The sequence below is a fragment of the Sphingomonas populi genome, from assembly GCF_004208535.1.
Taxonomy (GTDB): Bacteria; Pseudomonadota; Alphaproteobacteria; order Sphingomonadales; family Sphingomonadaceae; genus Sphingomonas; species Sphingomonas populi.
In genome coordinates, this window is record NZ_SGIS01000024.1 from 1 (window position 1) to 15,512 (window position 15,512).

The window sequence follows — 15,512 nt, forward strand, 5'->3', positions numbered from 1 at the left end:
CAACTCTCGAAAACCACGCACCTGCATCTCCCGGTCTTTCCAGAAGACGCTTCAGAATCCTTTTTCCTGCCCGGCGCTACTCCCTCCAGCTCAAATGCGATTCCCCTGCCCCGGAGGGGAGAGGGAGGGAGGAGCGAAGCGACGGAAGGGTGAGGGTGACGGTTAAACCCTACTCCCGCGTCCGCCCGAAGTCCGGCGCGGGATCGTCCTGGCCCTGGTCGATGATGCTGCGGCGGACCGCGCGGGTGCGGGTGAACAGGTCGAACAGCTCGTCGCCTTTGCCCCAGCGGATCGCGCGTTGCAGCGCGCTCAGATCCTCCGAGAAGCGCTGGAGCATGTCGAGCACCGCCTCGCGGTTCGACAGGAACACGTCGCGCCACATCGTCGGATCGGAGGCGGCGATTCGGGTGAAATCGCGGAAGCCGCCAGCGGAATATTTGATGACCTCGGACTGAGTGACTTCCTCCATGTCCGACGCGGTGCCGACGATGGTGTAGGCGATCAGGTGGGGCAAATGGCTGGTGATCGCGAGCACACGGTCGTGATGGTCGGGCGCCATCGTCTCGACGTCCGAACCGAGCCGCCGCCAGAATTCGCACACCCGCTCGACCGCGAACGGCGCGGCGCCCTCGGGCGGGGTGACGATGCACCAGCGATGTTTGAACAAGGTCGCGAAGCCCGCTTCGGGGCCGCTGTTCTCGGTGCCGGCGACCGGGTGCGCGGGGATGACGATAGCGCCCGGCAGCGCCTCGGCGAGCGCGCGCACTACCTCGGCCTTGCACGAGCCGACATCGCTGACGATCGCGTCGGCTGGCAGATCGTCGGCGATCGCCGCGCCGGCCGCGCCCATCGCGCCGACGGGGACGCACAGGATGACGAGATCGGCGTCGGTCACGCTCGCGCCCGGCGTATCGGTGACGTCGTCGAACAGCTCGAGCCGGTCGGCGGTCTCGCGCACGCCCGCGTCGGCGTCATAGCCGGTCAGCCGCACGCTCGGCATCGTGGCGCGCACCGCGCGCGCGACCGAGGAGCCGATCAGGCCGATGCCGATGATGGTGACGCGGGAAAAGGGCAGCATGGCCGCGCAGATGGCGGATGCGGGGGTTCAAGGCAAGCTGGCGCTCCGCTCCGCGCTTGGTAATAGCGAGTCCTATGAACGCCATCACCTTGTCCGATGACACCGCGCTGTTGCAGATCGAGCGCATCCACGGCTGGCTTGCGTCGAGCTATTGGTCGCCCGGCATCGCCCGCGCGGTGGTGGAGAAAGCGATCGCGGGTTCACATTGCCTCGGCGCGTACCGGGATGGCGAGCAGGTCGGTTTCGCGCGGATGATTACCGATCATGCCACCTTCGCGTGGCTCGCCGACGTGTGGGTCGAGGAGTCGGCGCGCGGGCAGGGCCTCGGACGGCGGATGGTCGCGTGGTTCCTCGACCATCCCGAGTTCGCCGGGCTGCGCCGGATAGGGCTGGTCACGAAGGACGCGCACGGCGTCTATGCGGCACTGGGCTTCCACCCGCTCGCGCGCGCTGATCGCTATATGGAACGGCTTGCGCCGGGGTTGGCGGAGATGTTGCGTAACGCGCGGTGATGGAATGCGCGACGAATGGTTTGCATATCGCGGTTCGTCCCGAGCGTGTCGAAGGACGCGTCACAAGCGACTCGCCCAGGAACATACCGACTTCCACGTCCTGGATCTGCGGCTTTACCCCCGACCAGACCGTGGGTTTGCCCGGGCAGCAGAACGCACAAGATTTCCAAGCGCATCGACCAGTGCAACGATTTTCGTCGTCAACCCGCCGCGTGAGCGTCCGGCCACCTGACGGTGCGTTCCCTGATCGTGACAGCGGATACTTTCGCGCTACCACCGACAGCGGTTAGCTTTAGATCCTTTGCAGTCATGGGCGCTGTAATTAGCTCGGACATGGATGCTGCCCCATCGTTCAAAAATAGCTCCACCGAGCCGGAGTCGATGAACAGACTGATGGTGGCGGCACCCGCAGAAAAATCGCAGGACACGCTGCGATCCTGCTTCCACGCGCTAACGTCGGGCGCGTTTGGCCCGCTGGCGTCACGCTTCAGAGAAACAATATTATCCCGCAACTTGAAAGCGATCTGCGTCGAAAAGTCATCGCTTTTCCGAACCGACAAGCACACTTCGGCGGGCCAGGCTTCCCCGATGCGAGACAGCGTAAAATCGATGCGGCAAGAGGTCGCACCAGCCCCCGCCGGCCACACGTAGTCCGAACCTTCCCCGATCGTTTGATCCTGCCCGATGAGAGTCTGATCGAAGACGATGTTCTGCGCCGCCAGCGGCGTGCTCAACAGCCTCGGCACGGTATCGACACGCTGCAATCGTAACCGGCGAACGAGGCTGAGCTGCCCGCGATAGTCGTGGGTCACGGGTATCTCGTTCGCGTAATCCCAGTTGCTCATCCACGCTATCGAATAGGCCGAAGCGAGCGGATCGGCCGCCACCGGGTCCGTCCAGACAACGGCTGCATAGAAATCGGCGCCACCGTCAAGCCACTGACCGTTGGGCGAGGTGGGCGTGAACGTGATCCCGTCGAAATCCCCCAACCAATACCATGTTCCGACAGTGAACCCGCGCTTGGTGCCGTTGCCGCCCACCAGCAATATCCATTTGTCTTCCGATGTCTTGCCGTCCGCATCGTACAGATGCAGCTCGAACAGGTGCGAACATTCCATGATGCGGCCAACGACATCGGACACAAAGCCGCTGGCATATGTCCACCGCTTCAAGTTCGGCGAGGTGTAAATTCCGATTTTGCCTGCTTCCGAAAGCGTCATCACCCACCGGCGCGTCGGCGCATGCCAGAATATTGTGGGATCACGGAAATCCTTGTAGCCCGGATAATTCGGCAAGACGATGCCGTGGAATGTGAAGCTGGCGCCCTCGTCCAGCGAGTACCACAATGCGCAGGATTGGTTCTGCCCGCCGGCATCCGGGGCCGGCATGGTGACGAGCGTGACCAGCGCGCCCCTGCCGAACCCGGCGGTGTCATCGCTATCGATAACGGTACTGCCGCTCCAGACGTCTCCGAAGGGAGTCGTGTTACGTGGGATCGCGATGCCTTGATCCTGCCAGGTGATCATATCCTTTGAGGTCCAGCGCCGCCAGTTGGTGCCGCCTGCGGGATAGGTGGGATTGTCGAGCGCCCACAGGGTCCAGGTATCGCCGATCTTCAGGGGGCGCTGGGGATCGTTGATCCAGCCACCGGCCGGCGCCGTGATGTGGTAGCGCGGACGCCCGTTCGACACGGCGGGCGTGCCGCTGACAGGAGCGCCGGGTGGGGCCGGAACGCGAGGCGCCGTGCCGCTTCCCGCCAACGATCGCCCACACGACGTCACCATAGGAAGCGCAGCGATCATGCCCAACGTCGTGCGTCGCGTATATGATGTTCCGCTCGTCAATGCCTTGGCTCCTATCCGCATCCGCTCGGCGCGGGGCCGATCGTGTCCGGCCCCCGACCGAGCGGGCTTTCCGCAACGTCCCGCCATTCTCGCGGTCACGGACGAACGATGATCGAAATGTCCGGTGCGGCACCGGCTGCCCGTGCCGCACCGGCAGGACGTTCACATCTTGAAGCGCACGCCAACGCTCATGTACCGGCCCTCGACCCGCAGATCGCGACCGAAATATTGCGTCTCGTTATAATAACGATAGTTATTGAACGGCTGCGCCAGGATGTTGCTGACGTTGGCGACGATGGAGATGCCCTTGATCGGCTCATAGCTCGCGGAGAAATCCAGCCGCGACACGGGCCGGACCAGTTCACCGGCATATTGCACTTCATTGAGGGTGCGGTTGTAGCTGGTCGTATAGCCGGAGCGCCAGTTGTACGAGAGGCGCGTGGAGACCTTACCTTTCTCGTAGAAGCCGGTCAGATTGTAGGCCCATTTGGAAAGGCCGGTGATCTGGACCTGACGACCGCCTTCGCCGAGCACCTGCGGCAGTTCGTTGGTGCCGTCCAGATAGGTGCCGTTCGCCTGCACGCCGAAGCCTGAAAGCAGCCCCGGCAGGAAGTCGAAGAAGGTCTGCGCCGAAACCTCCAGACCCTTGATCCGCCCCTTGCCCGCGTTCTCCGGGCGATCGAGCTGCAAGCGACCGTAGATCGGATCGTTCAAGACCTGGGTATAGTTGCTGATGAAGCCATCGAGATCCCGGTAAAAGGCCGCGACCGATGCAGAGCCGTTCTTGGAGAAATACCATTCCAAAGTGGCATCGTAGTTCTTGGAGGTGAGCGGACGCAGGTTCGGGTTACCGCCGGAGCCGCTCGCGTCGAACTGCGGCGGGGAGCCATCCGGCCCCGGGCTGTTCGCCGTGATGTTGAGCGAGGGGTTGAGCTGACCGAAGCTCGGGCGCGTCCGCGTTTGCGTGTAGCCCAGACGCACTTGCCACTGACGGGAAAACCGGATGCGCGCGATGGCGGAGGGCAGGACGTCGACATAGTTTTGCCTGGTCGTCGTCGGCACGATGGCGGTGGTGCCGTTGGCCGGCACGCGGCTGAACCCGCGATACGCGCCATCGGTGTTCACGATGCGCGCGCCGGCGGTGCCGTCGACCTGGATACCACCAAGATCGAACGCGAACTTGCCTTGACCGTAGAACGCATAGGTCGTCTCGCTGGCGGTGAAGCCGCCGAGAGGGTCCACGGGGATCGCCGCCGTGGCGTATTTGGTTACCGCGTCACGGATGCCGCCGTCGTTCGGGAACAGGATCGTCGCCCGTTGAACCGCTTGATAGGCGAGCTGACGGAGTGCCTCGCTGTTGGCGATGATCGCGTTACGATCCGGTGCCAGCCAGTTCTGGAAGCGTTGCGGGTCGTCGCGGAAACCATCCGTGATCATCCCGAGTGCTCCGGTCGGAAGGCTGGCGAGCGGGATGTCGAGGCCCGCGACGTACGCATAGCGGTTATTGTTCTGGGATGACGCGTTGCGATCGCTCGCGCGGACGCCGAACTGAAGGTGCGGCAGGAAGCCCCAATCGGTTTCGAGATCGAGATCGATGCGCCCCTGAATACCGTCGCCCTTCGTGACGAACTCCTTCTGGTTGTAGCCACGCCAGCGCGCGTTGTTCGGGTTGGTGATGTCATACCCACCCAGATCGAACACCGCCGATCCGCGCGCATTCCAATCGACATTGATGGTTGGCGCCGTGGCGAGCTGTGAATCGACGGTGATCTCCGTCGCCTTGTAGCGGCTGTTGGTGTACGCGAAGTCACCCGACAGCGTCGCGCGGCCGGTCGTCCACTTGAAGCCCAGCGCACCCTGATAGGTGTCGGTGCGATCGTCCTGCGCCACGCGCGAGAATTCGGGCACGTAGCCGCCGGTCTTGGTAAAGCTCGCCGCCTTGTCCGGCTCGCCAGGCACCAGCACGACGTTGCTGAGCGTGGGTGCGACGCCGTTCGCGTCACGCCGTTCGAAGTTCACGTTGAAGGAGTCGCGCAGCACGTTGCCGCGATAGGCCTGCCACAGACCCTCGGCGTAGATTTCCAGGTTGGCGGACGGTCGCCATTGGATCGTCCCGTTGACGGCGGGACGGTGCCGGATGCCTTTCTCGTAGAAGTTGCCGGCGTTCGCCGGAAAGTTGAAATTGCCGACGCCGGGCGTGGTCACATGGATGTCATCGGCTGGATCATCGATGCCAAAACCTTTCGGCGTGATCACGGCGGAATCGGCGTAGCGATCCGCATTGCGATAGGTGGAGCGGACATAGCTGAGGTTCACCAAAGCGCCGATTTCGCCGATCGGGGTGTCCCAGCGCTTCGTCAGCAGGAGGTTGCCCGAGGGATCGAACGCCTTCGACTGGTCGTTGTACGATCCGCGGATTTCGCCCGCGATCTCCGTGTCCTTCACATCGAACGGACGGCGCGACCGCAGGTTGACGAGCCCCGCCAGACCGGGTTCGATCAGATCCGGCGTGCCGGACTTGTAGACTTCGATACCAGCCGCGACGCCGGCCGGGAAATCCTGAAGATGCAGGACGCGATCTTCGGCCGAGAAGAACTCGCGCCCGTTGAAGGTGGTCGCGACGTCCGGCAGACCCCGAACCAGGATGACCCCGGCCTCGTCGTTGTAGCGCGTGACGGTGACGCCGACGATCCGCGAGATCGCTTCGGCGGCGTTGTTGTCCGGCAGCTTGCCGATGTCATCGGAGACGATCGCATCGACGATCGAATCCGAATTGCGCTTCACCTCCTGCGCGGAACCGAGCGCCGCGCGATAGCCAGTGACGACGATATCGTTGGCGGCGTCGTCCTGTATGGTCTCGGGCGCGCCGTTCGCCGGCGCTGGTGCGGCTGCGGCCGGATTGGTCGCCGGCGGCACATCAGTTTGTGCCCAAGCGGAACTCGCTGCGATCAGTGGAATGATGGCAGTCGATGTCAACAGGGCGCGGAAAGTCCTCGTCATAAAGATCCCCTCTTTTATCACGTTGGTTTTTGGCAGATTCTGGTGATCGGGGCTTTGAAGCCCCGGGCGGTCAGCTTGGAATCGACATGGCGGCCGCCTTTGGCGTGAGAAACGTCATGGTCATTTGGACGCGGTGTTCACCGCGCCCCCGTTCATCGTCCATGCGGTGAGCTTCATTTGTGCGACGCCGCTTCGCGAGGACGCGCTCCACCGCAGCGGGCCACCGCCACGGAAGAAGCGGTCGGTGATGGTGCGCTCACCGTCGTTGATGAAGACTTCCAGGATGGATTCGTCGGCCAGCACGCGCAGTTTGACCCGGCGCGATTTCAGATCGACCGGAGCGACGTGGCGGTTGGCGAAGCCATCGTTGAAGTGCGGCCCCGAACGAGTCCGATCGACAAAGACCTCATCCACGCTCGGGTTGACGCCGATGATCGTCTGATAGCCTTCGCCATCGGTGAGGGTGATCGCCACCTGCTCGGACGCGCCGGTATCAAGCTCGAATTCCAGATCCGCCGATCCGCCCTGAATGGGTAGCGCGGTCGGGGTTTCACCCAGCGCCGCAGCGAAGGTCTGCCGGGCGCCGTGCAGCGATGCGACTTCGCGCACGGGCATCTGCGCGAGGCGGTAGCCCTCGGGCGTCTTCTTGAGCGTGACTTGCCGTGGCACGGTCATCAGTCCGCGCGACGGCCAGGTGGGGATGGTCTCGGCGTAGCGCCAGTCGTTCGCCCAGCCGATCCAGATGCGGCGTGGGTCGTCCTTGGGCAGATCGTTCCAGGAGACGGCGGCGTAGAAGTCCGCCCCATAGTCCATCCACTGCGTATCACCCGACCAGCCGGGCACGGGGGTGAAGCGCGTACCGTCGAAATCGCCGACGAAATATTGCCCGCCCGATCCGCCACCGATGGCGTTGTCGCCAAGGTTGATGCCGAGCACCCAATGCGTCTCACCCGGCGCGCCACCCGCCACGGGCAGTTCGAAAAGATCCGGGCATTCCCAGTTCTTGCCCCGGCCGCCCGCCGGCCCGAAGCTGCTGGCGAACGTCCATTGCTTGAGATTGGGAGAGGTGAAGATGACGGCACGGTTCTCCAGCGCCATCACCGCGACCATGACCCAGCGCTTCGTGGCCGCATGCCAGAACACCTTCGGATCGCGGAACTCCGGCGATCCCACGCTCAGCACCTCGCCGTGTACGGTCCAGGTCCGCCCACGATCATTGCTGTAGGCGACGTATTGCGATTGCAGCTTCGCCTTGGGATTGTGGCCGGTGTAGATCGCGATCAGCGGCGGCTTGCCGTCGCGGCCGAAGCCGCTGGTGTTGTTCCAGTCGACCACGGCGCTGCCGGAAAACGCCATGACATCGCGGGTTTCGGGAATGGCGATCGGCAGTTCCTGCCAATGCACCAGATCGCGGCTTACCGCATGTCCCCAGTTCATATGGCCCCAGCGGTCTCCGTGGGGGTTGTACTGGAAAAACAGATGATACTCGCCATCGTAATAAACCAGCCCGTTGGGATCGTTCATCCAGTTCTTCGCGGGCGCGAAATGATAGGTCGGGCGCGGGTCGGCGCGCTGGGCCGACGCCGAAACCGAAGCCGTGAGCGCCACGCTCGCCGCCAGCAACATCGCGATCGTCTTCATGCCACGGTTCCACGCAAATTCATGTCTTCCAGGGCGACGCCGTTGGTTTCCGGCATCATCTTCCACGCCCAGACGAACTGGAGCAGCATCATCCCTCCGAAGAAGGCGAACACCCAGCCGCCGACGGCGCCGGCGACGACCGGGAACAGCCAGGTGATGATCGCGGCCATGACCCAGTGCGTGGTCGAACCCAGCCCCTGCCCCTTGCCACGCACCGAGCTTGGGAAGACCTCGGAAATGAACACCCAGATCACCGCGCCCTGGCTGACCGCGAACGCAGCGATGAAGGCGAGCAGCCCGGCGAGGATCAGCGTGCCGTCGGGCGCGGCACGTTCGAGCTGCCAGCCAACCAGAAGCAGCGCGGCGGCACAGATGATCGAGCCGACCAGCAGCAACGGCTTGCGGCCGAACCGATCGATGAGGAAAAGCGCCAGCGCCGTGAACAGCAGGTTGGTGCCGCCCACCGCGACCGACTGGAGCAGTGCGCTGTCCGCGCCGGCGCCGGCCAGCTCGAAAATGCGCGGTGCGTAATAGAGCAGGGCATTGATGCCGGAGAGCTGATTGAACATCGCGATTGCGATTGCGCAGGCGACCGGCAGACGATGCGATGCCTGGAAGAGACGCGGAACGCCCTTGTCGGCTTCGCGACGGTCCGCAGCCTCGATACGGAGCAGCTCGGCATGCGGATCGCTGAAGCCGAGGCGAGTCATTACGGCGATTGCCGGGTCGCGGCGTCCGCGTATCGCAAGCCAGCGCGGGCTTTCGGGGAGAACGAGGATCACCACCAGAAACAGGATGGAGGGCACCGCAACGATGCCGAACATCCAGCGCCACGCCGTCTCGGGCGGCAGTGTCTGCGCGATGACATAGTTGGAAAGGAAGGCGATGAGGATGCCGAGGACGATGTTGAGCTGGTTCATCGCCACCAACCGGCCACGGAACCGCGCCGGTGACACTTCCGCGATATAGATCGGCGTCACCACGGAAGCGGCGCCGATCGCCACGCCGCCGAGGAAGCGGAAGGCGATCAGGATATACCAAGTGTGCGCCAGCCCGGTGCCAAGCGACGAGAGCACGTAGGCGATCGCGACGGACAGCATGATCGCCTTGCGCCCGTAGCGATCGGCCGGCACGCCCGCGACGAGCGAACCCAGCACGGTGCCGATCAGCGCGGAGGCGACGGTGAAGCCCAGCGACGCCTCGGTCAGCGCGAACTGGTTTTGCAGCGCGCTGGTAGCGCCGGAAATCACAGCGGTATCGAAGCCGAAGAGCAGGCCGCCAAGCGCGGCGCCCGCCGCGCTCATCACGATCGCGGGCGTCGCCCGGGCATCATCGACGACGCCGACATCGTCGGAGCTTACCACGTTATGCATTGACGGTTTCCGCTCTGCTGGAGTTGGTGTCGGTGATGGCCCAGTGCATCGGCCACTGACGCGTCGCGGTGCGATACGCGAGTGCGAGGGCGCCGGTCAGGCCGGCGGACGATCCGGCTGTCGGTGCAGCGACATAATCGTCCATGTCGATCGCGCGCATGCTTGCGTCGTAGCCGGCCAGCTTCTCGGTCAGCGCGCGGCGCACCCGGCCATACATCTGCGGCTGCATTACGCCACCGCCGATGATGATGCGGTCAGGACGGACGGTATAAGTGAGCGTCGCGCACAGACCGGCGAGGTAATCGGCTTCGATAGCCCATGCCGGGTGATCGCTGGACAGCGTCTCCGCCGGCACGCCCCAGCGGGCCTGCATGGCGGGGCCGCAGGCAAGACCTTCCAGACAGTCGCCATGATAGGGGCAGATCCCGGCGAACCGATCGTCCCCCGGCGCGCGCGGCAGTTTGATGTGGCCCGCTTCCGGGTGGTTCGCGCCGCCGTGCGGGGCGCCGTTGATCAGCAAGCCAACGCCGATGCCGGTCCCGACCGTCACGTAGCAGAAGGTATCCAGCCCCTGCCCGCTGCCGAACAGCCGTTCACCAACCGCCGCGCAATTCACGTCCGTGTCGAGTGCGATCGGCCCGCTGATGGTGCGGCGGAAATGCGTGAGCAGATCGACGTTTTGCCAACCGGCCTTCGGCGTGGATGTGATGCAGCCGTAATCGGCTGCGACCGTGTTCAACGACAGCGGCCCGAAGCTGCCGATCGAGAAAGCCGAGAGCGCTCCGTGCTTCTCGGCGGCATCCGAGAAAAAGGCGCTAGCGGCGCCGAGCGTCTCCGCCGGCGTCGTGGTGGGAATACGGGTCTGCATGAGCAGGGCGCCGTCGCGATCGGCGATGGCGCAGAGAAACTTGGTTCCGCCAGCTTCGATGCCGCCGAGCAGCAATGGCTCAGTCATCGAAGCTCACCCGAGGCGGGATGCCGGCTAACGATCGCTTCAAAACGGACAGACACCACTTCCCCCTCCCGCTGGTGCCGCCAGATTCGCGGTCACCAGACTAAATCTACTGATGGGATTTAATCTGTCAAGTCCGGTCAGAAATCTGGTTGGACGGCGGCGTGTTCGGAAGGCTCGCGGGTCACTCCTTCTTGAACAGGCTGGCGAGATCCGGCGTGAAGCTGGCGTGGAGCGGAAGCAGGCCGGCGCCCACCGCCGCGGCGAGGTTGCCAAGCGTGCCATTGCGGATTTCGGGCGCGAAGAAGTCGGGCGGTGCATCGGTGGAAAAGTGGCGACGCAGGCCGTCGGCAATCTCTTCCAGGCCGGAGGGCGGAAGCGCGCCGTCGATGATGACCGCTTGAAGGTCGAGCAGGCTGTTGGCGCTGGTAACCGCCGATGCGAGCGCTTCGATGCATCGCCGCGTCCAAGCCGAACGCGCCTTGGCGCGGGCGTCCTGATCGAGCGCATACAGCGAAGCGTGGTGGATCAGATAATCGCTCTTGCCCGCCGCACACACCGGAATCGACGCAAGCGCCCCGGCGTTGCCATGCCGACCTTGATGGACGCGCCCGCCCAACACGAGGCCACCACCGATGAACGTACCGATGTTGATCGCCAGAAAATCCTCAAGATCAACGCCCGCACCGCACAGCAACTGGGCAAGTGCGGCCGCGTTGCCGTCATTTTCGAAAAAGGCCGGCCAAGCGAGCCCAGCCTGCAACCGGTCGGCCACGTCGGCGCGACGCCATTCATCCGCTTGATCGATCGAAATTCCGAGCTCGTCGCGCCATTCCCCGAGGAACCAGGGCATCGCCACACCAATGCCCATGAAGGCTTCGGCATTGAGCGCGTTGGTGGACCCGAGATGTTCGTCGATAAACGCGGTGACGTGCCGCAGCACCGTATCGATTGACGGGAAGCTGCCGGCATGACGGCAGACCGCTTTCCGCTCACCGTCGAAGTCCAGCAGGACGAGCGTGGTGTCGCTACGCCCTACCTCGATGCCGACGGTGTACCCCCGCTTACCATTAATTCGGTAAATTGTCGCCGGCTGTCCCATGCCGCCGGTCCGCTTGCCTGCTTGGTATAACAGGCCGCCCTCATCCAGTTCATCGACGATGCGCACGACCGCCTGGGGAGACAGCGCCGTTACACGCGCGAGTTCCGCCTTCGAGGCGCCGTTCATCCGTCGCACGGCCGACAGGATCAGCCGCTCATTGTAGCGTCGCATTCCACCGCTATTCGTACCCTTGTGAAATGTCTTCACGCCTCAGCCTTTCAATCGATACGCAAGCGCTATGCGGTCGTGCTCGGCCGTCGTCCACCAACGAGGCCGTCAAGGCGAGGCTCGTCCTTTGCGTAGTTCGTCCTCTGCTTAGCGTGTTCTGAAGGGGCGTTCCCGGGCACCATTCAGACTACAGCTCGACCGCGTGCTCACGGCCAAGCTGGGATGAGTGCGGTGTCCGATCCTCGAACGGCTGCTGTTACGTCGGCGCTCAGCGATCGCGTTCGGCACGCTTGCGGTCGGCTTTGCGCGCGCGGCTGATCGCGGCGGCGCGCTCACGGGCGCGGCGCTCGGAGGGCTTTTCATAGTGCCGGCGCAGCTTCATCTCGCGGTAGACACCTTCGCGCTGCAGCTTCTTTTTCAACGCGCGCAAGGCTTGGTCAACATTGTTGTCGCGGACGATGATCTGCATACGAACGGCTTTCGGGTCTTGGAGCGGGAATCGAATGTCGTGCGCTTTATGACGTGTCCGCCGGCAAGCCAAGGCGTGAATGTACCGCCCGAATTTGCGCATCACGGTGCAAATCGGACCGGCGGTATTCGGGAAAGATAGATGGAAAGCGGAACGACCGCTTTGGCGCGTCGATTCCGGCGGTTCGTTCAACACGTTTTTGACCGCACCTGCGTGATCAACCGAACTCGCTGCAATCAAGGAATGTCTCTATAACTCGGACAAATGCACGACCTATCTCGATCAACTTGGTGTGAAATATCCAGACCTCGACACGGGGCGAGCAACGCCGGCTCGTAGTTTTGAGGGTCTCTCCGATTCTTATCCAGGCGGAGTATGAAGATCCGGCGTTCGTCGCTGCCGTCGTCATCCTCCACCCTGTCGCCAGCAAACAAGGCCGACGAACATCAGTAGCCTGGATAGGTGTTCCTGTTGGGCGCCGATTACCGGTCGGCCAGTGCCCGCTCGCACGCCGGCACAGTGCCGGTGTTCGGTGCGAGCGACCGGCGCGGATTGCCACTGCATCAAAACCATTGCGCGGCCGATTTCTCGCATGTAATAGTCGGAGTAATAAGAGCGTTGGCGGTATTGCTGCGCTGCTTCGGGGAGGGTTTATGTACATGCATCGCACCGCTACGGTGTCCACACTCGCGCTCATCGCTGCGGCTGCCGCGCCTGCTTACGCTCAGGATGCGAGCAGCGTCCCGGCTGCGGTTCCCGGTGCGACACAGGAGGCCACGCCGCAATCACAAGCACTTCCGGGTGATCCTCAGGTGGCCACCGCCGAACAGGATATCGTCGTCACCGGCGTGCGTGCGAGCCTCGCTTCGGCGCAGGGTATTAAGCGCAATGCAACCGCGATCGTCGATTCCATCGTCGCCCAAGACATCGGGAAGTTACCGGACAATACCGTTTCGGATGCTCTCCAGCGCGTCACTGGTGTTCAGGTTACGCGCGGCTCGGGCGAAGCCGGCACGGTGCTGATCCGAGGCCTCCCCAACATCGCCACGCTGATCAACGGCAGGGAATCCTTTACCGGCACCCAGCGCGGCATTTCGCTACAGGATCTTCCGGCGGAACTGGTCGCCGGCGTCGATGTCTATAAGACGACGACCCCCGACATCATCGAAGGTGGTTTGAGCGGCACGGTCGATGTGCGGCTGCGCCGTCCGTTCGATTTCAGCGGCCTGCAGGTCGCCGGCGGCGGCCGTGCGGTGTATAGCGATCAGTCCGGCAAATGGGGCTATCTTGGCAGCGGGCTGGTTAGCGATCGCTGGACGACCGGCATCGGCGAGGTCGGTGCGATGGTCGGGGTGTCGTACAACAAGCGCCAGTATCGCGACGATACCGCATTCGACTTCGTCTCCAACCCGATCACGCCCGCTACGGCCACGACCCCTGCGTCACCGGCCATTCCTGATACCGTGGGTGGCACCTATGCCAGTGGCGAGCGCACGCGGCTCGCGGTTAACGGGTCGCTGCAGTGGAAGCCGACCGACAACCTCGAGTTGTACGCCGACGGCATCTACACGCGCTATCGCAACACGCACGACGTCAGTTTCTTCATCGGTCTGCCCAAGGCGACTGCGGTCGGTGGTACGGTGGTGACCAGCACCTATCCTGGCAACCCCGAACTCGCCAGCGGGACGCACTCGACCAACGCCTTCACGCTTACGAGCAAGCAAGCGTATCAGGACCAGACCGAGACCTATCAGGCCGATTTCGGGACGAAATGGACCACTGGTCCTGCGGTGCTGTCAACCGAACTCACTTACAATTACAGCAAGCTGCCCAACCGCAGCGTGATCGTCGACACGTCGTTCAATGCGCCGACGCTCGACGTCAATTTCGACAACAACGGCACGCCGCTGATCAAGGTCGGCGGGGTCGATCTGACCAATCCAGCCAACTTCTCATTGGCGACGCTGTTCGACAATCATAGCGTGGCGACGAGCAAGCAGTGGGCGTGGCGCGGTGATTTGCTGTATACCTTCGACGACAGCGTCCTGACCAACTTCAAGATCGGCGCCCGCTTCACGGATCGCCAAGCGGATTCGCAGGCAACTGCGTCGCAGGGGCTCGGCATCAAGAATCCGCCGCTGGTCAGCGCTGTGCCCGGCTTCGGCACGCTCTCACCCAACGGGCTCGTTCAGGGGGCGTCTGGCATCGGGCAGTTCGTCGATGCCGACACCGGCTTCCTGCTCAACAACACCAATACGGTGCGAACGCTGTTCTCGCAGCCCACCGGCGACCGTGCGTATGATCCGAGCCTGGCCTTCTTCGATCATGAGAAGACCTATGCTTTCTATGGCCAGCTCGGCTACGGCTTCGATATCGGGTCGATGCACGTCAGCGGTGTCGGAGGCCTGCGCGTCGTCAACACGGCCGAGCAACTGACCGGCTTCGGCGTGTCGGCCAAGGCGAACTATCTCGACATTCTGCCGAGCTTCAACGCCAAGGTTGGGCTCACCAACAATCTGCAACTGCGTCTGGCTTTCGCAAAGACGCTGACACGGCCTGAGTTCGCCCAGCTAAACCCGCTGGTCAGCTACACCACGACGGGCAATACCGGCAATCAGTCGGTCTTCTACGTCGGCGCTGGCGGCAATCCGGCCCTCCAGCCGATCAAGAGCACAGCCTATGACGTGTCGCTGGAATATTATCCGGCCCGCTCCACCTCGATTACTGCAGCAGGCTTTTACAAGGACCTGAGCGGTTATATCCAGACGTACTCGCGGACCGAAACCTATCTCGGCCGACCGGCGCTGGTCAGCCGTCCGCGCAACACCGGACCGGGCAAGCTCTATGGCGCGGAAGTCGCCTATCAGCAGTTCTTCGACTTCCTGCCGGGGGCGCTCAGCGGGTTCGGTACCCAGCTCAATGGAACGTATATCTTCGGCACGACCCAGGACCCGATCTTTGGGGGGCAGCAGCGCCTGGTCAATGTCTCGAAATATTCGTTCAATGCTGTTGCGATCTACGAAAAGTACGGCATCTCGGGGCGGCTCGCGTATAATTGGCGCTCTAATTTCGTCGATAGTTACACTTCGGGCGGCTCGCAGGCGAGCAGCATCTTGGTGGCGCCGACCGGTCAGCTCGATTTCTCGGGTAGCTATGCGCTGACCAAGAACTTCACGATCACGTTCGACGCGACCAACATCACCGACCGCGTCTATCATGACCGATTCGCGGGCCTGAACCAGAGCGGCATCTATTCGAGCACGCCGCGCGATACGCGGACCTATGATCGTACCTTTGAGGTCGGCGGTCGCTTCCGCTTTTGATCTTTCAGGCGGCGTCGAGCGCTCGGCGCCGCCACTTTTATGAGTAAAGC

At 63.3% G+C, this 15,512-nt stretch carries 10 protein-coding genes; 2 read left to right on the top strand and 8 right to left on the bottom strand.

Annotation, left to right across the window (positions count from 1 at the left end):
- Nucleotides 1–169: 169 nt before the first annotated feature.
- Nucleotides 170–1,078, bottom strand: a complete 909-nt coding sequence (locus EWE75_RS15230) for a prephenate/arogenate dehydrogenase family protein (protein ID WP_130158977.1) — start codon at nt 1,076–1,078, stop codon at nt 170–172.
- 74 nt (nt 1,079–1,152) lie between these two features.
- Between EWE75_RS15230 and EWE75_RS15235 the strand changes: the two genes are divergently transcribed.
- The gene (locus tag EWE75_RS15235; protein WP_130158978.1) at nt 1,153–1,590 is read left to right on the top strand and encodes a GNAT family N-acetyltransferase; all 438 of its coding nucleotides are present in this window, start codon (nt 1,153–1,155) and stop codon (nt 1,588–1,590) included.
- A 200-nt stretch (nt 1,591–1,790) separates the two neighbouring features.
- On the opposite strand, the gene EWE75_RS15245 is transcribed toward EWE75_RS15235, so the two are convergent.
- The 7 genes from EWE75_RS15245 to rpsU all read right to left on the bottom strand — a co-directional run bounded on the left by EWE75_RS15245 (nt 1,791) and on the right by rpsU (nt 12,139).
- A complete protein-coding gene (locus EWE75_RS15245) occupies nt 1,791–3,521 on the bottom strand; it encodes a glycoside hydrolase family 32 protein (RefSeq protein ID WP_130158979.1) in 1,731 nt (576 codons plus the stop codon).
- A 75-nt stretch (nt 3,522–3,596) separates the two neighbouring features.
- Nucleotides 3,597–6,434, bottom strand: coding sequence for a TonB-dependent receptor (locus EWE75_RS15250; RefSeq protein ID WP_130158980.1), 2,838 nt, complete (start codon nt 6,432–6,434; stop codon nt 3,597–3,599).
- Between the two features lie 120 nt (nt 6,435–6,554).
- Nucleotides 6,555–8,075: a glycoside hydrolase family 32 protein gene (locus EWE75_RS15255; RefSeq protein WP_231708371.1), complete on the bottom strand. Its 1,521-nt coding sequence runs from the start codon at nt 8,073–8,075 to the stop codon at nt 6,555–6,557.
- Nucleotides 8,072–9,448, bottom strand: a complete 1,377-nt coding sequence (locus EWE75_RS15260; RefSeq protein WP_165388407.1) for a sugar porter family MFS transporter — start codon at nt 9,446–9,448, stop codon at nt 8,072–8,074. Before EWE75_RS15260 ends, EWE75_RS15255 begins: the two co-directional genes overlap by 4 nt.
- Nucleotides 9,441–10,391 (bottom strand): ROK family protein, encoded by a 951-nt coding sequence (locus tag EWE75_RS15265; RefSeq protein WP_231708372.1) that lies wholly within the window; start codon nt 10,389–10,391, stop codon nt 9,441–9,443. Before EWE75_RS15265 ends, EWE75_RS15260 begins: the two co-directional genes overlap by 8 nt.
- 193 nt (nt 10,392–10,584) lie before the next feature.
- On the bottom strand, nt 10,585–11,673 hold the full coding sequence (locus tag EWE75_RS15270; RefSeq protein ID WP_130158982.1) for an ROK family transcriptional regulator: 1,089 nt from the start codon (nt 11,671–11,673) through the stop codon (nt 10,585–10,587).
- A gap of 265 nt (nt 11,674–11,938) precedes the next feature.
- Nucleotides 11,939–12,139 carry a 30S ribosomal protein S21 gene (gene rpsU, locus EWE75_RS15275; protein WP_130159038.1) on the bottom strand — a complete coding sequence of 67 codons (201 nt, stop codon included), beginning with the start codon at nt 12,137–12,139 and terminating at the stop codon, nt 11,939–11,941.
- A 653-nt stretch (nt 12,140–12,792) separates the two neighbouring features.
- Between rpsU and EWE75_RS15280 the strand changes: the two genes are divergently transcribed.
- Nucleotides 12,793–15,462, top strand: a complete 2,670-nt coding sequence (locus EWE75_RS15280; protein ID WP_130158983.1) for a TonB-dependent receptor — start codon at nt 12,793–12,795, stop codon at nt 15,460–15,462.
- Nucleotides 15,463–15,512: the final 50 nt, after the last annotated feature.

Bases quoted from the DNA above. Each gene is read 5' to 3' on its own strand.
- EWE75_RS15260 (WP_165388407.1), bottom strand. From the start codon at position 9,448: ATGCATAACGTGGTAAGCTCCGACGATGTCGGCGTCGTCGATGATGCC.
- EWE75_RS15280 (WP_130158983.1), top strand. From the start codon at position 12,793: ATGTACATGCATCGCACCGCTACGGTGTCCACACTCGCGCTCATCGCT.
- EWE75_RS15255 (WP_231708371.1), bottom strand. From the start codon at position 8,075: ATGAAGACGATCGCGATGTTGCTGGCGGCGAGCGTGGCGCTCACGGCT.
- rpsU (WP_130159038.1), bottom strand. From the start codon at position 12,139: ATGCAGATCATCGTCCGCGACAACAATGTTGACCAAGCCTTGCGCGCG.
- EWE75_RS15245 (WP_130158979.1), bottom strand. From the start codon at position 3,521: ATGGCGGGACGTTGCGGAAAGCCCGCTCGGTCGGGGGCCGGACACGAT.
- EWE75_RS15250 (WP_130158980.1), bottom strand. From the start codon at position 6,434: ATGACGAGGACTTTCCGCGCCCTGTTGACATCGACTGCCATCATTCCA.
- EWE75_RS15230 (WP_130158977.1), bottom strand. From the start codon at position 1,078: ATGCTGCCCTTTTCCCGCGTCACCATCATCGGCATCGGCCTGATCGGC.
- EWE75_RS15270 (WP_130158982.1), bottom strand. From the start codon at position 11,673: ATGCGACGCTACAATGAGCGGCTGATCCTGTCGGCCGTGCGACGGATG.
- EWE75_RS15235 (WP_130158978.1), top strand. From the start codon at position 1,153: ATGAACGCCATCACCTTGTCCGATGACACCGCGCTGTTGCAGATCGAG.